The 21,159-nt window shown below is 47.4% G+C and carries 13 protein-coding genes; 3 read left to right on the plus strand and 10 right to left on the minus strand.

Annotated features, from left to right (window positions below; all coding sequences use genetic code 11):
* Nucleotides 1-153 precede the first annotated feature (153 nt).
* Nucleotides 154-2,352, minus strand: coding sequence for a hypothetical protein (locus ACMXI2_RS25605; RefSeq protein ID WP_483778776.1), 2,199 nt, complete (start codon nt 2,350-2,352; stop codon nt 154-156).
* A 379-nt stretch (nt 2,353-2,731) separates the two neighbouring features.
* On the opposite strand from ACMXI2_RS25605, the gene ACMXI2_RS25610 reads away from it, so the two are divergent.
* Nucleotides 2,732-3,415 carry a response regulator transcription factor gene (locus ACMXI2_RS25610; RefSeq protein ID WP_079471020.1) on the plus strand — a complete coding sequence of 228 codons (684 nt, stop codon included), beginning with the start codon at nt 2,732-2,734 and terminating at the stop codon, nt 3,413-3,415.
* A 173-nt stretch (nt 3,416-3,588) separates the two neighbouring features.
* Nucleotides 3,589-4,638: a sensor histidine kinase gene (locus ACMXI2_RS25615; protein WP_168771500.1), complete on the plus strand. Its 1,050-nt coding sequence runs from the start codon at nt 3,589-3,591 to the stop codon at nt 4,636-4,638.
* Nucleotides 4,639-4,643: 5 nt separating this feature from the next.
* On the opposite strand, the gene ACMXI2_RS25620 is transcribed toward ACMXI2_RS25615, so the two are convergent.
* Nucleotides 4,644-5,972: a porin gene (locus ACMXI2_RS25620; protein WP_483778777.1), complete on the minus strand. Its 1,329-nt coding sequence runs from the start codon at nt 5,970-5,972 to the stop codon at nt 4,644-4,646.
* 172 nt (nt 5,973-6,144) lie between these two features.
* Here ACMXI2_RS25620 and ACMXI2_RS25625 point away from each other — a divergent pair, with 172 nt between their 5' ends.
* A complete protein-coding gene (locus ACMXI2_RS25625; RefSeq protein ID WP_483778778.1) occupies nt 6,145-7,065 on the plus strand; it encodes a helix-turn-helix transcriptional regulator in 921 nt (306 codons plus the stop codon).
* A gap of 6 nt (nt 7,066-7,071) precedes the next feature.
* Here the strand turns inward: ACMXI2_RS25625 and ACMXI2_RS25630 are convergent, their stop codons facing one another.
* The 8 genes from ACMXI2_RS25630 to ACMXI2_RS25665 form a co-directional block, all read right to left on the minus strand.
* Nucleotides 7,072-8,556, minus strand: coding sequence for an MBOAT family O-acyltransferase (locus ACMXI2_RS25630; RefSeq protein ID WP_483778779.1), 1,485 nt, complete (start codon nt 8,554-8,556; stop codon nt 7,072-7,074).
* A complete protein-coding gene (locus tag ACMXI2_RS25635; RefSeq protein WP_483778780.1) occupies nt 8,543-9,829 on the minus strand; it encodes a GDSL-type esterase/lipase family protein in 1,287 nt (428 codons plus the stop codon). The genes ACMXI2_RS25630 and ACMXI2_RS25635 overlap by 14 nt, the downstream gene beginning before the upstream one ends.
* Nucleotides 9,801-11,201 (minus strand): SGNH/GDSL hydrolase family protein, encoded by a 1,401-nt coding sequence (locus ACMXI2_RS25640; RefSeq protein WP_483778781.1) that lies wholly within the window; start codon nt 11,199-11,201, stop codon nt 9,801-9,803. Before ACMXI2_RS25640 ends, ACMXI2_RS25635 begins: the two co-directional genes overlap by 29 nt.
* A 20-nt stretch (nt 11,202-11,221) precedes the next feature.
* Entirely contained in the window at nt 11,222-11,797 is a 576-nt protein-coding gene (locus ACMXI2_RS25645) for a glucosaminidase domain-containing protein (protein WP_483778782.1), read from the minus strand.
* A 151-nt stretch (nt 11,798-11,948) separates the two neighbouring features.
* Nucleotides 11,949-12,077, minus strand: a complete 129-nt coding sequence (locus tag ACMXI2_RS25650; protein ID WP_483778783.1) for a hypothetical protein — start codon at nt 12,075-12,077, stop codon at nt 11,949-11,951.
* 24 nt (nt 12,078-12,101) lie between these two features.
* Nucleotides 12,102-13,853, minus strand: a complete 1,752-nt coding sequence (gene aspS, locus ACMXI2_RS25655) for an aspartate--tRNA ligase (protein WP_483778784.1) — start codon at nt 13,851-13,853, stop codon at nt 12,102-12,104.
* A 144-nt stretch (nt 13,854-13,997) separates the two neighbouring features.
* Nucleotides 13,998-15,032, minus strand: coding sequence for an NAD(P)/FAD-dependent oxidoreductase (locus tag ACMXI2_RS25660; protein ID WP_483778785.1), 1,035 nt, complete (start codon nt 15,030-15,032; stop codon nt 13,998-14,000).
* Between the two features lie 74 nt (nt 15,033-15,106).
* Nucleotides 15,107-21,136: an alpha-2-macroglobulin family protein gene (locus ACMXI2_RS25665; protein WP_483778786.1), complete on the minus strand. Its 6,030-nt coding sequence runs from the start codon at nt 21,134-21,136 to the stop codon at nt 15,107-15,109.
* Nucleotides 21,137-21,159 lie beyond the last annotated feature (23 nt).

A 21,159-nucleotide genomic window follows, 5' to 3' on the forward strand; every position in this document is an offset into this window, starting at 1 on the left:
TAAAAATAGAAAATCATTCTGGCAGCAAATACAGAAAAATCAAAAATTTTTCCACCAGGAACGTGGATAAATGGGCCCCAGGTACTAAAAATAACAAAAGGCTGCATCATTTATTTATGATACAGCCTCTCGGGAATATGCTGATGAAATATATTACTTCTTTTCGTCTTTCATAATTTGCTTATAAGCCTTAATGAATATGGCGCCGAGGTTTTTATGAGGCGGTACATAATCGCTGAAAAGGTCCTTGTTACGGGCATCTCCTGCAAATTTCCTTGTGAGCTGCGCCCACATGATCACCCAGTCCACGTTTTTGCCGGAACGTACCTGGTCTTCCAGGCTGTGAATGATCGGTTCATTTACAAAACGGGTACCTACCTGTTTGGAAGAAATGATATGCGCTTCCGGCGATTTCTCCAGTACGGTAGCCAGGTTATGATAACCGCCGCAGGAACCCAGCACTACTATCTTAGCGGAGCTCTGGAGATTTTCCAATGTGGTGTTGATATGATAACTGTGGCCGCGGTGAATGAAAATGGTAGGATGGATATCGTTTTCATCCAGGTATTCAGACAGCTTTGAAATCGCCTCTTTATCCGCAGGTTCATCAGTGGGAAGGTTCGCATAAATAGTAGTGGCTTTCCCTTTCAGCGAAGTGATGGTAGCCCAGTATTTATTTTTGCTCACTCTCCAGTCGGACGAAGGGAAATTGGTCATGAAGCTGGCGAAAGATTCTTGTCCGTCCTTATCTCCATAAAAAAACACCTGTTGGTATACCCGGCCGCTGTCGCTTTCGAGCGTATTATAGGTAACATAGTTGATAGGCGGCAGCTGGAGCTTGGCTGCCATATCAGTGGCTTTGGAAGAATCGTTTTCTGATTTTGATTCGGTTTCAAACAGGCTGCTGAGCAGTTGATAGATAACCGTACCGCGTTTATCGCTATGCTTTTTCACGTAGTTCAGGTTCTTCTTCACTTCCACACGGAGGAATTCCAGTAGTTTCTCGTCGCGGATACTACCAAAGGAGTTGGCAACGTCCACCGCATCTTCCAGGTCTTCGGTTTTTTCCAGGTTCTGCACATATTTCTGCATGAGATAGTTGGAATTTTCCGGAGCCATAGATTTCAGGAAGTGATCCAGGGTATTAAAGCCGGCCGCCATTGCGATGAACTTTTTGAAACGGTCGAAATTCACCACCATCAGTAAGCTGTCGCCACGCGGGGGTTTCATCCGAAGCATCATCTGGTCGTATAAACCGGCGTTGCTGTGATTGGTATAGCTGGAGGTATACAGTTCTTCCTGGCCGTTGATGATCAGGTAGTAGAGTTCTTCCGGCGTAAAGTTTTTAACGATGGCGAACCTCACCGGGGCGGGTTCTTCATGCAGGTCGTTTACCGAGCGGATATACAGCAGTGATTTTGCCTGCATGTTTTCCATCATAGCCTTCAGGCCGAATGGATTTTGTCCGTCGGCTTTCAGCTTCTGCAGGGCGATATTGGACTTCACCATTTGTTTGAAGTACTGGTAGTCGTTGTCTACAACGGCTTCCAGCTTATCAACGGTGGTGGTCCCGGCCAGGAGTTCATCTATAAAAGGCAATATCTTGGTGCTTTGGGGCGACTGTCCTATGCGTACAATCTGTTGTACAATAGGATCCTGGTTACGCTTGATGGCGTTGGCCATTGGCGTGTAGGAGGTAGCGTAGGTAAGTACCTGGTTGGGGTATTTACGGGCTACGGCGGCTACAATGGAATCGGTGCCCGGATAGTTGAGATAATCTCCCAGTTTGGGCATTACGGTTTCAAGGTTATTGAAAGCATATTTTGTGAAAATCTGGCCCCTGGCTTCTTTGTAGCCGGGATTATCCTGGAACGATTCGATGATCCTTTCGGAGGCGTCGAAGGAAAGATTGCTGATATAGGGTAAAATGCTTTGTCCTTTGATATCTGCATGCATCATATTGCGGAAAGCGGCTATCATAGCGGGCGCTTCTTCCGGGTCGATGTTACGGCGCGAACGTTTCTGGTTATAATCTTTCAGCGTTACATAGATGGCAGAAAGGTATTTTACTTTCAGCCGGTGATCCAGTGAATCATTGTCTTCTATCTCCTGCTGCATGTCGTCTACTTCCTTGATCAGGGCGTTGGTTACCTGCAGGTTGGTAGTCTGGTCATCAGATACTTTTACGAGGTCATCTGCTTTGCCATCGAATTTGGCGGCAGCGGCCTGTTCTTTATCGATGTTGTCATGAAATCCCTGTCTGCTGATTGGAATCGGATGGTGGCTGCTTTGTGCCTGCATTTGGCTGACTGCCAGGACTGTCAGTGTAATTATTAATAAAAATCTTCTCATACTAATGGATCTTTTCGCAAGGACCAGATAGCAAATTTACAACCAAATACAGAGTTTGCCAGCACTTCGTTGCTATCTTTTGTTTTTTAGGAGGAAATATATTTTAATTATTCTATCTATAACTAGAACTGTCCATTGCAGCCTGTGACCGGTTCAAAATTAACTGTAAAAAAGAAGGTCGTTATTCAGTATGATCATAATCACCTACCTATGGATGTTGAATAATTGACATATTGATACAGCATTGTTATTTGGCGTATCTTGCTTTGGAACGCGGAAAACCAGTCTGATATTGAATTAACAATTTCATAATGTTAATTTTCCATTAATCACGGAGATGGCTTTATAATTTTGTCCCGTCTTTTTAAAAGCAAAATTTATGATAGACCAAGCGGTTGCAGGAAAAATTCTGGTAGTAGATGACGAATTGGATATTCTGGAAATTATCAGTTACAATCTCAAAACAGCAGGTTACGATACCGTAACAGCGAAAGACGGCAGCGAGGCTATCCAGAAAGCAAAAATATTCAGACCGGATCTGATTATGCTGGATATCATGATGCCGAACAAGAACGGGATCGATACCTGCCGCGAAATCAGGAAGATCCCTGAGTTCAAAGATACGATGGTATTGTTTTTAACTGCGCTCAATGATGAAAAATCTGAAGTAGACGGTCTGAACATGGGAGCAGATGACTACATCGCCAAACCCATTAAACCCAAATTGCTGGTAAGCCGCATCAACGCGCTCTTCCGCCGTTTGCACAAACCAGAGGAAACCCGTGTAACACTGGGCGACCTGATCATCGACCGGGAGAAATTCACGGTGACGTACAAAGGACAGGAAATCATCCTGGCAAAGAAAGAATTTGAACTGCTGCAGTTACTGGCTTCCAAACCCGGCCGTGTATTCCTGCGCAACGAAATCCTTAACCAGGTATGGGGTACTGAAGTGATTGTGGGCGACCGTACCATCGATGTACATATCCGTAAAATACGCCAGAAAATAGGGATCGACCTGATCACTACTGTAAAAGGCGTTGGCTATAAATTTGAAATGTAGCCCTCCGCCCTGTTAGCCTTTGGCTGTTGGCAGTGCAGTGCCGGCAGCCCGTTCAAATCCCACCAAAACATCGTTCTCCGGCAGCTAATGCCGGCGGCCAAAAGCTATTACTGTTGTCAAGTAAAAAATTTAAAGTAATTTCCCATTATTACCTTAATTACTCACTTTGGAGTATGTTTAAAGCAAAAAACCTGTCCCCTCAGAAGTTAGCGGGATTTACAGCCCTGGTGATATCAGCCGTTATCGCACTGGGCAGCCTGGTGATAGATGGCAACTGGAAAGTAGTAGTGGGAGCCTTTGTGCTGACTTTCCTGGTATCATATTACCTGTACCTTTATACCCTGCAGAATTTTATTTACAGGAAGATAAAGCTGATCTATAAATTCATTTACCAAACGAAAGCGTCCAAGAGAGAAGAGTTTTTCCAGAAGAATATTCTTCCCCTGAAAACCATTGAAGAAGTAAGTGAAGATGTGGAAAAATGGGCCAGCCAGAAAAAAGAAGAGCTGGACAACCTGCGCCGGAACGAAGAGTTCCGTAAGGAGTTCCTGCTGAACCTTTCGCATGAGCTGAAAACGCCCATTTTTGCCGTTCAGGGCTATATTCACACCCTCCTGGATGGCGCACTGGAAGATCCCAACGTAAATAAGCTGTTCCTGAAAAACGCCACCAAAAACATCGACCGCCTTTGCCGGCTGATCGACGACCTGGATGAAATATCCAAACTGGAAAGCGGCGAAATGACGGTTAATGCAGAAGTATTCGTGATCCAGGACCTGATCAAAGATGTGTTTGATACGCTGTCGCTGAAAGCCAATACCAAAGGCATTAAGTTCAGTATCAAAAAAGGCTGCGAAGCGCCGCAGCCGGTATACGCCGATAAAGAAAAGATCCGCCAGGTACTCATTAACCTGGTAGACAATTCCATAAAATATGGCAAACCGGACGGGCACACCATTGCCAGCGTTTACAGCATGGATGGGAAAAGAGTGTTGATAGAAATTTCCGACGATGGTATTGGTATGGCGGAAGAACACCTGCCGCGTGTATTTGAACGGTTTTACCGTACCGACAGGGCACGCAGCCGCGATATTGGCGGTACCGGCCTCGGACTCGCTATCGTAAAACACATCGTGGAAGCCCACGACCAGTCCATTACCGTGCGTAGCAAGCCTGAAATAGGCAGTACATTTGGGTTTACGATGGAATCCGGAAGAGAATAAAGTAATCAGAAACGATACTGCATCCTGCAGGTAAGCACATTATCTTTCAGGTCGTCCATATAGCCGTCCAGTTCAGTGCTTTCGTTGGTTACCCAATCGTAATGCACCATAAACTTCAGGTGTTCGTTTGCATAGTACAGGTAGCCAATGCCCACGGTATTATAGCGTATATCCGCGGGGGTGAGTCCTGCACCAGGCGTGCCGATATCTTTACCTTTCACTGCTGTATTGGGGTCGTACCAGTCGTATTTCAGTACCGCCTGGTGTTTCACGCTGCCGAGGTTTTGAATATAATAGAGATAAGCCCCGTCGAAACTGCGGATGTAGAGGGGTTGCAACCTTCCGTCGGCCTCCACCGGTATAACGCCCGGCGTTTCGGTAGTTAAGGCAGTAGCTGTTTGCCTGCCGCGGAGGTACTCTGCCCGGAACTGGGTAAATCCCTTCCCTTCTCCGTTGGAGATCTTCCATTGTACATCTGCGCCGTAATAATGCCGCGGTGCAATTTTCCCGACATTAGATACCGACGAATCCATCATAAAAGCAGGTTTGCCGCTGGCGGTTCCCATTGTACGGATCTGTTTTGTAAACTGCTGCATACCGCCGTACAACACGGATGCCCCACCCGATAACTGGCTTTTTGTGCCCTTTATTATCCGGGGCTTTATGGCAATGCGGCCTATAAAATCTTTGTGACTGTCGAAATCGGAAGTGGCCGTGAGCCCCTGCCCGTTGAAAGCTCCCACATCAATTTTGAGGAAGCGCAGGGGATGATCCTTACGGCGGGGTTCAAAAGACACCATTGCCCCGAGGTCGCGCTCCGTTCGCATCAGGATCTGTGACATCCGCCCGCGCTCGGGGCTTTCACGATCTGCCGACGACAGGTTTACTTCATAACCAAAAGGACGGGCAAACATCCCTCCCACCAGTGAGAATAAATTGAATTTCGTCTCAAAAAAACGACCATAGAAATCGCGGATATTTACTCCCCTCTCTGTTCCGTCGAACTGGAAAGCAAACTGCACTACCGGCATATCCTGTTTGTTATAACGTTCATAATCCACCCGGATACGTCCCCGTCGCAGGGTAAAGCGATTATCCGAGGCAGCCGGGAAATTTCCCGCCGCGTAGCTCTGGGCGCCCCTCGACTGCGCCATCTGGAATTGGGGCTGGATATAGCCGCTAAAACGCAGCGCATCGTACTTCATATACATGGATATCATCCCCTTTCCCACTTCAGTGGTAGTGTCTATCATATCCATGAGGAATTGCGCACGGGCAGTTCCCGTGATACATAACATCAAAATAACGATCGGAAAAATTCTGGCAGTGCGCATCAGGTTCTGAAATTATTGCGCAAAAGTATAGAATTAGCCTTTATTTAATCCAGCTGTTTAAGGCCGGAAGGATTAAATCGTTAACCGCTCGTTAATCCGGTCCTGTTCCGGCCCGCTCCTCTGTTGCCGGCAAACTTTCCCTTAAATTCGGCATACTCCAAAATATGCCTCCATGAAAACATCAACATTTAACCATTGGGAGAAGAAAATCCAACAGGCCATTGCGCTATCTCATGATGATCCGCAGGGCGATCGCGGACTGAAGGAAGTAGCGGCGCTGATCAGCGAATCTGTCGACAACTTCTCGCACAAGTTTGCGGAAATGTACGGGATGTCGTATATCCATTTCACCAAAATAAGGCGGCTGGAAGCAGGTGCCGGATACCTGCGGCATAGCGACTACAATGTGGGAACAATCAGTGAATTGTGCGGGTATACACAATCCAGTTTCACCAAGGCATTCCGGGAATTCTTTCACGAAGCGCCCATCAGCTTCCGCAACAGGCTTTACCTGGTAAACGAAAAGAATACACTGGCACGCACCAAAGTTGCCTCTAACCCACACAATGACCCGCAACACGTTATTTTCAACCCGGACCGGACCGAGGACATAAAACTGCAGGATTACCAGCTGTATTATAACATTCTCCCACGGAACCACGATCCCGTGAGAACAATGGTAGACTACCTGGGTAATTACCAGAAGCAGCTGTATGCTATTAAAACGTCGCTGGAGCTGCCCGGCGCCATGATCATCACCGGCACATTGGACATCGTACCTGTTACCGACTATTCAAGGATGCTGATGTATGTGGGGATTATGATTCCTATGCATAATGAGTACGACAAAGCGCACAACCAGGTACGGAGCTCTTTCCAGGAACCATTCAGTCTTTTCACAAAACGTGTTCCTGCAGGCAACTACAAAAAGCTACCCGTGCCCATGAACTTTGCAGCAGCAGGATTGCCCATGTATGAATTCATCAACAACAGCTGCCGGTCAGGATATTTCAAAATGAGCGGCAACCATTTCTTCATCTCGCTCACAGGCGAAAATGAATCTGAAATCTATATCCCCTGGCAAAAAAGGTAAATCAGGTTAGAACTGGAAGTAAATCGGGATCATAGGTTGCGTGCTTTTTACCTGCACCAGCAACCAAATGAAAGCTACCATGATGGCTACGCTACCTGCTACCGGGATACGTCCCAGTATTTTCTCTAGAGAAAATTCCACTTTTGAAGGCAGGAAGTGTAATATAAAGCCAAGTATCATCACCCAGAATACAGCGGTATAGCCGTTGTACAGTTCCAGCGCAATTTCTGGCTGGAAGTCATATACCACCTGGTGGATCAGCGACCAGGCATCGTGGAAGGTAGATGCTTTGAAGAATACCCAGCAGAAACACACAAAGTGGAACGTGATAAGCACACCCAGGATCTTCAGGAAACCGGCTTTCCATCCGGTGATCACTGTTTTGCTTTTCTTCAGGTAGTCGATACGCACTTTATCAATCGCCAGCGCACCGCCGTGCATTGCTCCCCAGAAAATGAAGTTCCAGCTGGCGCCATGCCAGAAACCACCAATCAGCATCGTCAGCGCCAGGTTAACATACTGGCGCACCTTGCCTTTGCGGTTACCGCCAAGCGGTATATACAGGTAATCCCTCAGCCAGCTGGACAGGGAAATATGCCAGCGGCGCCAGAACTCTGTAATGGAAGAACTCTGGTAAGGAGAATCGAAGTTAGGCGGAATTTTAAAACCCGTCCACCGGGCAATACCCAGCGCCATATCAGAATAACCGGAGAAATCGCAATAAATCACCAGCGCATAGCCATACACACCCATCAAACATTCCAGGCCCGTATGCTTGCTGGGATCATCAAAAATATATTGTACAAAGTTCTGATAAATGAAATCCGAGATCACAATCTTCTTGAATAATCCCCCCATGATCAGGTACATCCCCTTGCCAATGTCCTGGGAGCTGAGACGATAAGGCATGGAGATCTGCGGAATAAAATCTGCCGCGCGCACGATAGGCCCCATCATCAGTTTCGGGAAGAAAGACAGGAAGAAAAGATAATCCATGAAATTATTTACCGGCTTAATTTCATCCCGGTAAACATCTATGGTATAGCTAAGATTTTCGAAAGTATAAAAGGAGATACCAATGGGCAGGATCAGCTTCAGCGTAGAAATGTGCCCCGCTGTGATGTCGTTGATCATCCCTATAAAGAAGTTGGTGTATTTGAAATAAAACAGCAGCCCTATGTTCAAGAAGATACTTAGTATCAGCAGTGATTTCTTCACTTTTTTGTCGGGGCTTTCATGGATCCATCTCGACAAATTAAAATCCACAATCGCTGAAAGTATGACCAGTCCTACGTAGTAGCCGCACGCTTTATAAAAGAAATAAAGTGAAAATACCGTATACACCCATACCCTGGCGGTTTTATTCCTGCTTGCCAGCAGGTAACACATCAGGAATATCGCAAAATAATAAAAGAAGAACCCACTGTTAAAAAGGACCGGGTCTGACTCATGGTACGACAGTTCGTATAACAGTTTATTAATGTCGATCATCGGAGGTTACTGGATTTTTCTTTGTTTGCTGTATATAATGTGTATAAGAACGTCGCAGGGCTTCATATAATAATTGTCCCTGTAACTGATATCCTCTTGCATTAAAATGAATATGGTCGGGTGCCCATGCTCCTGCAAATCTACTTTTCTGCGCTTTATTCACCGCATTAAAATTCCAGCAGGCAATGCCATATTGCCGGGCATATCCCATGATTTGCTGTGTTACCATAGAGATATACGGATTGGGATAATACGCAGTATGGTATATCGTTTTGTATTTCTTTTTACCTACTTTTTTTCGGGTGGCTTTCCGCACCGCACGCATACAATCAGGTGGCGTGGTAAGCAGGATATTTACGGAAGGGTCCTGTTCCCGGATAAGCGTTACTGTTTTATCTATTTCATCCCGGAAGGCCAGCGGGTCCATTCTGCCGCCATAGGCTTCATTGGTACCCAGGGAAATGATGACCAGTTTGGGTTTCAGTACAGCCATTTGTGCCAGCAGGATGTTGCTGATTTCATTGTAGTGTTGAAACATCGCGCCGTTGATACCTACGCTGTGGTACAGCACCCCGTTGCGGCTGTTTTCCATAATGGCGCCGTAAAACCTGAAAGGACCGCTACCGGCGCCTTCCCATCTTGCCTGGAAAGATTGTGACGTTTGTAAAAAATCGAGTGTTGCTTTGCTCAGGGTAGAAGAACCGGGAAAAGGTGCAGGCGTTACCGTTACGGTAGCATCCGGCACTACCAATGTGTTGTTGGTATTTCCGGCATCATACAGCAGGGTTACTTTACGGAAATTATTATCCATCTTGCCGTCTGTTTTACCGGTGAAAGACAAGGTAGGCGCATTGTTCTGGGAAATGATGGCAATAGCGCCGGGTCCCAGCACATCAGATTTATTACGATCCACCACTCTTTCCGATGTCCATCTTACGGTGCTGTTCCACTTGAAATCATCCGGGCCGTTGGTGCCTGCCAGGTTGTAGGGAAATACAAATCCTCTCCCGGCATAACCAAACCGGTTCTGCAACAGGGAAGCAACGGTAAGTGGGAAAAAGCCAGCCTGCACATGTGAATCGCCCAGGTGCAGGATGGATATTACATTACTATCTGCCTCATAAAGCGAGGAAAAAAAACGATACAAGGCAGTGTCCTGCTGGATAGCGCCGGCATCTGCTGATTGTTGTGCATAAGTTGTAAATCCGCTGAGTATCAGTAAAAGCACTGCCACCCATTTCGCGCTAAGGTTGTTGTGCCTGACTGTATTCATTCATAATAGCTTTGTAAAGCAGCGATCCTACTTTGGCTGCTCCCGTTCTGTTAAAGTGCGTATAGTCTTTGTTGGCCATCACAGTGTCTCCCTCTACCCACTTTACCATAGCGCCTTTTCCGCCCATAGCGGCGAAAAGGTTCCAGTAGGCTGTACCGTGGCCGGCGGCCAGGTTGTGCTGAACTTTCAGCAATGCTTCCACACCGGGTGCGGTAATATATTTGTCGGCTTTTCTGTAAGATTTATCGGCAGTACCAATGATCAGGAATGAAGTCGCCGGCAGATCCCGGCGAAGGGAGTCCATTACTTTCTTCATCGGGCGTTCATACCAGCTGTAGTCAGTGAGCTCCGGACGGAACAACACATTGGCGCCGTAGTGCATTACCACCAGGTCGTAAGGCCGTTCCTGCTGCATGCGACGGACCATACTGGCAGACAAGCGGCCCAGCTCCACGCCACTGATACCTCTGAACGAATAGTTATCCACGTAAACACCATCCCCGTTTTCAAAGCAAACACCATAAAAAGGCATTGCGCTGCCGGCATTACGGAGCGTTACAGACGTGGCGCCTGTATCCTGCTGCAGATCCAGCCTGTTCACCGGTTCGGCGCCTGAAAGCGTATAGGCTTTATCGTTAATAGTGATAGTGCCGGCTTCAGCAGGACCGTACAATACGGATACTTCCCGGAATTTGTCGAGCAAAGGCTTTTTCACAGGAGAATACCTCACCCAGCTGTTTCCGCCGGGATAAAAAGTATGCCCTGATAAACCCAGGGTGACATTGGACGGTGGTGAATTTTTATAGTGATAATCTTTCCAGTCGGTGGAAAAAGTATGGGTGATAGTAGTTCTGAAAGAGGCTACCACAGAGGTTACGGGAACAAATCCCACGCCTCCGCCTCCGAAGTAGTGCTGTAAGCTGTCGCGCAGATCGCCGGTGATCAGGTCGCCTTCAATCATGGAGTCGCCGAAATAGGCAATCCTGACTTTGCGGCGTTTACCGGCTTTCAGTTCTTTGAGAGCGGCGAGGAATTGTTTCATCCCTACAATAGAATCGCCGGGTACCGGGGAAGCATATTCCATGATGCCGGTATACGACATGAAGTTATGGGTGTGATCCGGATTAGGCACATCCGGATTAACACGGGTGCTATCTAAACCAGAAAGCTTACTGCTGTCGTTGCCGGCTGCAGTAAGCTTTTGATCGTCCGGGGAAGTGGAATTTGTTCTCAGGTCTGATAACATATCCAGCTTCCGGAATTGAAAGTCTTTGTATGAAAAAGTGTAATTGAGCTGTGAAAGCCCTACTACACAAACTAAAGTTCCAAGAATAATATAAAACGGATAGGCAGACTTATTTTTGCCGGACATAGTTTATGATCTGTTGCACATCACTGATCGCCTGCTGCCGGCATGCCTACGGTTAACCATTTTTCTGATTCCGTTGCCACGCTATCCATACTTGCGTCCAGCTTATACAATTTATAGCGGTTAATAATATTTGTCACTCGTCTGATCCATTCATGACCGGCAGATGAATAACCGCTATGGTTCATTTTTTTGAGCCACAGCGCAAATTCGGGGTTTCCCTTCATTTCGCCGAACCATTTCTTGCGTGCCAGTACTTCCACAAAATGCTCATAGGAAGCCATGTCTGACACATATTGCTTGTACACGGACCTGGCTCCTGGTTTTGCCTTGGAAATGTTATTTTTCCCTACAATCCCGAAGTGGTTATGCAGCAACTTTGCATTTCTACTTGTTCCGGTGCCTGATTCCAGCATGGCTATCCCCAGGATAACACTTGCCGGAATACCAGTTTCCTGCATCAATTCTACAGAAACCGGTTTAAATTTCTTTAAATAACTGTTTGTGGATTGTTGTGCAAACCCAACATTGCTGAGCATTAGCAATAATAACACCGCACATAACCATACTGTCCTCTTAAAGAATGTTGAAATTCTCATGGTAGTATTTTTTGATACAGGTGATAGTTCCTTCTTTGTTTTCAGCATCATTTCTTATCTCACATATCAACGATGATCACACCGCAATATTACTTTAAAAATTTAAATAATACGTTCTCCGCTTTTTCTTATCTAACCCGTTAATCTCTTGTTAAAAAAATTGTACCTCATATTTGTGCCAATCCCCTTTGATGCGGCACTTTGCCATATCAAAGGGGATTTTAGCGACAAAAGCATTCTCTTTTGCAAAGACCATGCCGGCAATAGCAGCTTCTGCCATTTAACTGGTGGCAGCCATACTGGGTTATTGCTTTACCAGACTGATCTTCAATTCGTTAAGCTGTACCTGGTCTATTGCAGCGGGTGCATCCAGCATTACATCGCGTCCGGAGTTATTTTTCGGGAAAGCGATAAAGTCGCGGATACTTTCACTACCACCCAACAGCGAACACAGGCGGTCAAATCCGAAAGCAATACCTCCGTGTGGTGGTGCACCATATTCAAATGCACCTAACAGGAAGCCAAATTTATGTTCTGCCTCTTCCTTGCTCATTCCCAGGGCTGCAAACATTTTCTGCTGCAGGTCGCGCTGGAAAATACGGATGGAACCACCCCCTACTTCTGTGCCGTTTAAAACTATATCGTAGGCGTTAGCCTTAATTTTAGCGTATTGTGAAGGATCATCCATCAGAGCAATCTGCTCTGGCTTTGGTGACGTAAACGGATGGTGACGGGCCACCCAGCGGTTTTCCTCTTCGGCATATTCAAATAACGGAAAGTCTATAACCCACAACGGTTTAAAGTCGTTTTTGTTGCGTAAACCAAGGCGTTCACCCATTTCCAGGCGGAGTTCGCTGGCAGCTTTACGGGTACGCTCTTCCTTGCCAGCCAGCACCAGGATAAGATCTCCGGGTTGCGCCTGACATTTTTGCGCCCATAATTTCAGCTGTTCTTCATCAAAAAACTTATCCACAGAGCTCTTCAGTGTGCCGTCTGTGTTATAACGGAGATAGATGAGCCCGCTCATGCCTATCTGCGGACGTTTTACCCAGTCGGTCAGTTCATCCAGCTGTTTGCGGGTGTATTCAGCACAACCTTTGGCAGCAATAGCCACTACCAGTTCTGCATCGTCAAATACTTTAAAGCCCTTATTCTTTGCGGTATCGTTCAGGTTTACCAGCTTCATTTCAAAGCGGATATCCGGTTTGTCGTTACCATAATATTCCATCGCATCATCGAAAGTCATCCGCGGAAAAGCATCCGGGAACTCGATTCCTTTTATTTCCCTGAAGATGTGCTTCAGCATATGCTCAAAGGTGCTCAGAATGTCTTCCTGGTCTACAAAGCTCATTTCACAGTCGATCTGTGTAAACTCCGGCTGGCGATCTGCACGCAGATCCTCATCCCTGAAACATTTTACGATCTGGTAGTAACGGTCGTATCCACTCACCATCAGCAATTGCTTAAAGGTTTGCGGCGACTGTGGCAGCGCATAAAACTCGTTGGGGTTCATGCGGCTGGGTACTACGAAATCGCGGGCGCCTTCCGGGGTAGATTTGATCAGGAAAGGCGTTTCTATATCCATAAAACCAGCGGTGTGCAGGTAGTTACGTGCAGCACGTCCTACCTGGTAGCGCAGTTCCAGGTTTTGTCTTACAATATTACGGCGCAGATCAAGGAAGCGGTATTTCATCCGCAGCTCATCTCCTCCGTCGGTATCATCCTGCAAGGTAAACGGCGGTGTTTTAGCCGCATTGAGGATGGTAAAATCGCTCACTGTGATTTCAATATCACCGGTAGGGATGTTCTTATTTTTATTAGAACGCTCGGTTACGGTACCTTTTACCTGGATCACAAATTCACGGCCCAGCGGCTGTGCGTCCAGTTTTGTATTCAGGCTTTCACCGAACAGCAATTGAGTGATACCATAACGGTCTCGCAGGTCAAAAAAATTGATGCTGCCAAACTTTCTTACTGTCTGTATCCATCCGGCCAAAGTTACTTCCTGGCCCACCTGTTCCATTCGTAATTCCCCGCAAGTGTGCGTCCTATACATGCGTAAATAGTTGATTTAGTTAGTTTTATGGTTGAATTACGGGACAAGTAATCTTCAATTGGCGACCACTATCCAGTTGTTCACTTATACCCATAAGGGGGGCAAAGATACGGTTTGGATCGGGCATTTTATGCCCGATGTATGTTAAAAATATCGCCTGAGGTTTATTTCCGGCATCAGTGGCGCATCAGCAACCAGCACATCCCTGAAATGAGCCGCCATAAAAGGCGCCAGCGAGCAACCCTTTGTTCCAAGCCCGTTAAATAACCCTACAGACGGCAACGCCGGATGAAAACCGGCTATCGGGCGGCGGTCGTTTCCCGATGGCCGCACCGCCGACAACTGGTCCACTATTTCATAAGGCGCCTTCAACAGCTGTACGAGGCTCTTTTCCAGCACTTCCCGCTGCTTTGCGGTCGGATGGTCATCTTCATAATCCCACACGAAAGAAGACCCTGCCCAGAACAATCCGTTGTCCTGCGGCACCAGCGTAATCCCTTTCTTTATGATGTCCACGGTTTCCAGCCCCGGTATCTTCACCAGCAATACTTCTCCCTTATTGGGCAAAAATTTTATCTCCTTAAAAAAAGGAAGCCCGGTAGTGCCTACCCCATCGCAGAAAATAATTTTACGGGCGGTAATATCTTTATAGGTAACTCCTTCTTCCGTAATTTCCAGGTCCGCCACATCCAGGCGAATTTCCAGCAGCGCTTCCTGCGCCTGTAAATATTGCCGGTAAGCCGGCAATAATGCACGGAGGTTCACCGTAGCGCCATGTACAATGGCTGCGCCGTGAGGCTGATCCAGGAAGGCTTCATATTTTAACACCGCCGGCAGCTCCGTATATTCATTACCGGTAGTTTTATTCAGAAAGGCTTCCCGCATCTGCAGCGAAGGAAAAACAGTCCATAGCTGACGCTCCGTAAAAACCGGTACCTGCAGCAAATCCGCTAACTCCCTGTAGGTAGTTTTTGCGAAAGGGTATATCATATCATACATCCAGGCCGGTTCAAACCTGCGGCCCGATACCGGGTTAATGATCCCTGCAGCCACCCTCGAAGCGCTGTTGGGTTTGGCATCGTCGATAACAATTACTTTTTTCCCTGCCTGCAACAGGAACCAGCTTAACATGGTTCCTGCAATTCCCTGCCCTATGATAAGGTAATCTGCTTTCCTCATATCCTCAAAAATAGCAATAAAAAAAGGGCTGATGGACAACTCCATCAACCCTTCTGAAACTATATGGCAATAATTTACTCGGTGACTTTTACATTAAGACCGCTGCTATGTGCTGAAAACTCCGGTGCATACATACACTGGGCGGTGCTGATACCGTTGGAAAATTTACCCTGGTGGGTAACAAACAACGAGTATTCAAACACATAAGTTCCCTTGGGCAGATAACTGAAGAAGAAATCTGTGGAGGCATCCCGGGTGCTTTCATAATAGCTTAATCCATCCTGCCATTTGCTGGCGCTGATTACATTGACAGGCTCAAAACAGGCCGCCCGCATGTCTTTCAGGTGGATGTACTCCATTTGCCTGTCGGCGCGCAACACGATCCGCACCTTCACCTTGTCTCCTACTTTCAGCTCATTGCCATCGGTGATTTTGGTGAGTACCGGTCCTTTATCGCTGTTCACTTCTTTGAACAGTTCTTTTTCCAGTACCAGCGGTGTAGCGGCAGCAGTAATTTTATCGAGGTCTTCAAAGTACTGCCAGTACACGGCGCCCCACGAAGGTTGTCCTTTACTATCCCTCAGGGTTACACTGATGTTGCCCATATCCGGCTTTACTGCTTTTGCGTCTATCCTTTCTTTAAAATAGCCGGTACCTGCTTCTGTTGCGGCAGGTTTCACAGTAGTATTTCCAAGTTGTATGGTTACTTCCGGAGAAGCAGCCAACCAGTTACTGCCTTGCAGCAACATAGCGTAGCAGGCATCTGCAGTAGCTTTGGTGGTATGCCAGTTATTGGTTTGTTTACTTTTCAGCAACCAGGTTTTCATATCCGCCACTGCATCGGCGTCTTTGCCTGCTACCTGGAAGGCTTCAATCAGCAATGCCTGTGTTTCAATAGGCGCCTGGTACCAGTTGTAACCACTGGTTACATCTTTCCAGTACATACCCATTTCTTTACTGTTCATGGCATTTTCCTTCAGCGATTTTAATATAGCCGCCGGCGTTACCTGGTCGTTCTTTTTGAACTGCGATAATGCAATCATGCCTTGTGCATAGCGGCTTTGCTTCGTCCAGTATTTCTGCTGCTGTGCGTAATAGAAGTCAAACGACTTCTTCATGGCGGCAGGTACCGGTTTGTCGAAGAAGCTGCGGGCGTACAGGTAGTGGATTTGTATCTGATTGATCTGTTCTTCTTTCAGGTTAGCCTTTGCTTTGATTAACTTATAATAATCTGCATCCAGCTCTTTATCGAGGTAGTCGATGGCCTTCAACGCCATGTCGGTAGCTGCGGGATCTTTTTCCGTTGTAAGCTGTTGTAAATGACCTAAGCCTGCAACAATGTATTGTGTGAGGAAGCGGTCTTTCCACATACCGGTAAACCAGGGAAAAGCGCCATCCGGCAATTGTTTGGCCGTCAACTGATCTAACGCCGATTTTCTTTCCTTCTGCATCCGTTGCAGATCAAACAGCAGGGCGATATTCTTTTTCTGCTGTGTTTCATTTTTTGCTTCCAGCACCCACGGCGTTTGTTGCAGCAACACTGATTTCAGCTCTTCATTCTTTGCCAGGTTGCTTTGCAACGCAGCGGTATCAGTGATTTTCCATTTATCAAAAATGGCCTTTAAACCGGGTGTGGCGTTGGTAATATGTGTAGCCAATGCGTTGGCATAATAGCGGTTAAATACCTGCTCAGCGCATTCGTACGGGAACTCCATCAGGTAAGGCAATGCCTGTACTGCGTACCAGGCAGGGTTGCTGGTATATTCCACGGTAACGCCATGCTGTACAATTGTTTGGGAAGAATCGCTGTGCAATAATTTCCCGAAGATAAAGTCATGTTTGCCATCGCCGCGAACCGGTAATGGGAGCGACTCTGTCACCAGCATCCGGTTGGTTAACACCGGCAATGCATTTTCTTCTCCATCGCTGAAACTTCCTGCCTGCGCGGTAACCCGGTATATGAGCGCGCTCTGGAATCCGTGCGGGATCTGGATCGGGAAGGTTACCACGGTACTTTGTCCGGCTTTGGCGGTAAAGTGTTGCAGCGGGAAAATGTTCTGGAACCATCCGTCCACCGGCTGCATGGTAGTAGCATCCAGCAGTTCCAGGTGTGCCTGGCCTATCAGTTGGGAGTCGGACAGGTTGCTCACTTTAGCCGTGAATTCCATTTTATCCCCTTCACGTACAAACCGGGGGGTATTGGGCTGGATCATCAGCACTTTCTGTGTAACAATGCTGGTGCTGGTATACCCAAAAGCCAGTTCTTTTGTATGTGCCAGACCCTGGAAGTTCCATTTGGTAAGGGCTTCCGGAACGGTAAACTCAAAGGTGATATTGCCGTCTTTGTCTGTGCGGAGATCCGGGAAGAAGAAGGCGGTTTCCTGGAAGTTTTTACGGATAGAAGGAGCCGTTGGTTCCTCTCCGCCTGCCGGCTCTTTTTCTCCGGCAGTCTTGTTGGCAATAACTTTATCAGCAATTGCGTCGTCAGCCAGTGTTGCTGCCGGAGCGGGGGCCTGGGCCATTTCCTGCACTGCTATGCCACCTACCGCTGCAGAGGCTTTCATTCTTTTTGTAGTTGCAGTCCCCCTTATCAGGATCCGGCCTCCGCCAGAGCCATCCGTCATGTTCCAGTCGAACAGGTTCAGCATTTCATAAGTCTTTTCCTCAGCAGGATGCGATTTCCCTTCCTGGTCATACAGTCCTGTAGATACATCCATTTTGAAATTCTCCCTGCCGTTAAACCTCAGTATATTATTTACATAAGGGTAGATAGCCGGCTGGTACCATTTGTGTGGCAAAAATTCATCCAGGGACGCATCATACATGGAGGCAAGCATTTCGGCTGCTGCTTTTTCATTCTTATACCCGGATATCTGTGCAGTCCACTTTTCTTTTTCTCCCGGTAATAATTTATCGCGATGGGTGCCCAGCTTTATTTGCAGATCTTTGTTATCCCAGTTGACCGTTACCGTTGTCTCAACAGTAAACACCCGGTTGTCTTTTACAAACACATAGGCCAGCGATATATTTCCCCGGTCATTTTCTGTTACGGGAAAATCCAGCTGCTTTACACCGGAGAGTTCCAATGTGGAAAGTACTTCCGGCGCAACCACTGTTCTCTTTGTTTGAATCAGGTGTACATTACCAGCAGAGGAGCCCAGCAGGATAGTGGCCGTTTTACCCGGCGACACCACAGCGGAAATGGGATAGGTCCACAAATATGCAGGCGCCGGTAATGTTTTCGGATGAGCGTCTATTAACTCGAAAGTTGTTTTCTGCACAACAGCTTCGTTGTTTTTATCTTTCGCGCTTACTTCCAGTTCATAAAATCCCGGAGCCAGCTTTTTGGTGTCCAGCACTACTTTTCCTTCCGGGTTGCCTTTAACGGTTTCCTGGATCACTGCCGCCTGGCGGGGCCAGTTTTGAAGATCGTCTTCCGCTTTATAAATATCTACCGGAAACGCCTGTACGTAACTGGCTTCGTCCATTACAAACTGATCGGGCGTTTCCCAATAGCGGGGACGCAGCAGGCGCTTGTTAGGGGTGAGCGGTTTTATCTGCACAGTAAGGTTCGCAGGCTCAAAGGCGCCGTTCAGGTTACGGGAATAAATCTTCAGTTCCTTAAAATCGTCGGGGTGCAGGCGAGCCGGCGCATTCACCACAATTTCCATCGACTGATACCCCACGCTGATCGTTTGGTCGCCGCTGCGGGTTTCACCGTTAAGATCGGTTACATCCGCATGTACCACATAGGTAAATACCGGTTTGGTGGCCGGGTCTACAGACTTATCGCTGAGTGCAGGAAACTGTACACGGAAGGCGCCGTTGGCGTCAGTAGTGGTTTCTCCATGAACAATTTCGCGGGAGGAACCATACGGCGCGGCTATCTTATAAAATAACCACGGGTAAGGAAAACGTACCCGCCGCTCTACGCGGTAGGTTACTTTGGCGCCGTCGATATTGTTACCGGCAAAGGCCAGGGCTTTTGCATTGGCAGTAACGGTATCCCCTATACGATAAGTGCTTTTTATGGTATCAAACTGCACATAGAATTTAGGGCGCTTGTATTCTTCTACCTGGAAAGCGAGGTATCCGTTGCCGATCTCATCTCTCAGGCTGTAACTGCCGTTCATGCGGCCTTCCGGCAATATAAATTTCCCGGAATAGGCGCCGAATTCGTTGGTGGTTACTTTAATTGAATCTGCTTTATCGCCGTTGGCGTCGTACAACGACAAAGTAGTTTTGTAATTAGTGAGTATATCGCTACCGGTTTCATTAGTGCGTTTCTTTAAAACGATCCCTTTAAAGTAAATGGTTTGTCCGGGGCGGTAAATGCTCCTGTCGGCAAACAGGAACGTTTGCGCCTTTGGTTCTTCCGTGCGTTCATAATTGGTATAATAATAACGGTGTGAATCGATATACAGCTCATCCTGTCCATTTTTCCAATGCAGCCGCAGGTAATTATTTTGCTTCAGGGGGGCAGGCTTTACGCGGCCATCGTTACCGGTGGTGAGGTTTTCCACCAGTACCCATTCTTCTGTATTATCGTTGTTCTTATTCCTCAGCAACTGCAGGTTGATGCCAGCCAAAGGCTTACCGGTGGTACGATGCAGGGCATAATACGTGGTGCCGTTTTCTATATAGCTGATATTGGATACCCAGGTCATTTGCATGGCCATAGGATTGTTTTTCAGGGCAAACTGCGGGTCGGCGCTGGATAACAGCATATAATGGCCGGCAGGCAGTGCGTCTATTTTAATTTCTGCTTTGTGGGTGATATAATCCTGCGGATCGGGCAGGGTTTGTTCCCAGGATTTTATGGCGGGGCGCGACAGCATCAGCTGCCAGTAGGTATTTGCCTGGTCGCGGTAGTTGCCCTGTGCCTTGCGTAACAGCTTCAGGAAGGTTTCATCCACTTTAAAAACGCGCAGGTAGATCTTATTAAGATTCTTATATCTTACCAGTGTTCTGAACGGCAGCTCCGGAACATTTACGGTTTCTGTTGCCAGCTCCAGGAATTGCTCGCTGATCTGGTCCAGCATGTAAGCGCAGGACGCACCTCCGGAGGATTTGGGAGCCAGTGCCACTGCTTTTTCGCAAATGGCTTTCGCTTTCTTTATATGATCTCCTTTTGCGTCATCAGCAGCTTCTCCTTTCTGCATATAATAAGACGCCTGCATAACCATTACGGCCGTCACTTCTTTTTCACCGGCGTAGGCTAATGCCATCTGATCGAGCGCCTGGAGGTAAAGCGCATCTTTATTTTCCGTTACTGCCACCTGGTTCATCCAGGCAATTCTTTCCACATCCACATCCAGTAACGCGGCTTTATCGCCGGCATGCAGGCGGATCAGTTCCTGCAGGATCAGCAGGGCGTGATATTGCAGGGAGGCGCTATCGGCGCTGGTGAAGTGATGTGCTGCAAAAGTGGCGGCAGGCGCAAAGGCGGCAGGGTCGTTAAGTTCAAACTGGTTGGTGGGATTGGTAATGGTCGCTTCTCCCGATTTAAAATAATCCAGGGCGCGGTGGGCCAGCAAATCGTACAGGGTTGGCCGTAATTGCCGGGTATTTCCTTTAATGATAATGGGTTCAAAGGCCGTGAGGTTTGTTTTCTCCAGCATTTCCCGGTTGAACAGCGACGCCTGGTAGGCGGCAGTAATTTCCTGGTGCAGCCGGTCGGCCCCCCAGGTGCTTACATCCGTTCCCTCGTTGCCGGCAATGGCGGTGCGGTTATAAAACCGGTATCGGTTATGCTGAAAATACCGGTACAGCATTTCGGCTTTGATGCTTTGAAGAATGGCCTTCTGTGCGCCGGTAGCAGCGGTGATCTCCCCATCCATTTTTTGCATATTGAGCAGGGTGCTGCTATCGTTGATCTCCGCGTTGTACTTCATCTGGTAGATGAGCGCTTTGATTTGTTGTGCCGTTGCCTTGTCTTTTACAGCGTGGGCATAAATATCATTAACTACTTCCAGGGCCGATTTAGGTAATCCCTTTTCTTCCAGTGCGCTAATTTTCTTCCAGGAGTTATCGTAGTTGAACTGGGCCATCATCTTGTTGCTGCTAAAGATTAAAACAATGAATATTCCAATGAATAAACGCATATAGGATCGTTATTTACAGTAAG

The organism is Chitinophaga sp. G7 BAM 1005, from assembly GCF_057126945.1.

Bases quoted from the DNA above. Each gene is read 5' to 3' on its own strand.
- ACMXI2_RS25605 (WP_483778776.1), bottom strand. From the start codon at position 2,352: ATGAGAAGATTTTTATTAATAATTACACTGACAGTCCTGGCAGTCAGC.
- ACMXI2_RS25610 (WP_079471020.1), top strand. From the start codon at position 2,732: ATGATAGACCAAGCGGTTGCAGGAAAAATTCTGGTAGTAGATGACGAA.
- ACMXI2_RS25615 (WP_168771500.1), top strand. From the start codon at position 3,589: ATGTTTAAAGCAAAAAACCTGTCCCCTCAGAAGTTAGCGGGATTTACA.
- ACMXI2_RS25620 (WP_483778777.1), bottom strand. From the start codon at position 5,972: ATGCGCACTGCCAGAATTTTTCCGATCGTTATTTTGATGTTATGTATC.
- ACMXI2_RS25625 (WP_483778778.1), top strand. From the start codon at position 6,145: ATGAAAACATCAACATTTAACCATTGGGAGAAGAAAATCCAACAGGCC.
- ACMXI2_RS25630 (WP_483778779.1), bottom strand. From the start codon at position 8,556: ATGATCGACATTAATAAACTGTTATACGAACTGTCGTACCATGAGTCA.
- ACMXI2_RS25635 (WP_483778780.1), bottom strand. From the start codon at position 9,829: ATGAATACAGTCAGGCACAACAACCTTAGCGCGAAATGGGTGGCAGTG.
- ACMXI2_RS25640 (WP_483778781.1), bottom strand. From the start codon at position 11,201: ATGTCCGGCAAAAATAAGTCTGCCTATCCGTTTTATATTATTCTTGGA.
- ACMXI2_RS25645 (WP_483778782.1), bottom strand. From the start codon at position 11,797: ATGAGAATTTCAACATTCTTTAAGAGGACAGTATGGTTATGTGCGGTG.
- ACMXI2_RS25650 (WP_483778783.1), bottom strand. From the start codon at position 12,077: ATGGCAGAAGCTGCTATTGCCGGCATGGTCTTTGCAAAAGAGAATGCT.
- aspS (WP_483778784.1), bottom strand. From the start codon at position 13,853: ATGTATAGGACGCACACTTGCGGGGAATTACGAATGGAACAGGTGGGC.
- ACMXI2_RS25660 (WP_483778785.1), bottom strand. From the start codon at position 15,032: ATGAGGAAAGCAGATTACCTTATCATAGGGCAGGGAATTGCAGGAACC.
- ACMXI2_RS25665 (WP_483778786.1), bottom strand. From the start codon at position 21,136: ATGCGTTTATTCATTGGAATATTCATTGTTTTAATCTTTAGCAGCAAC.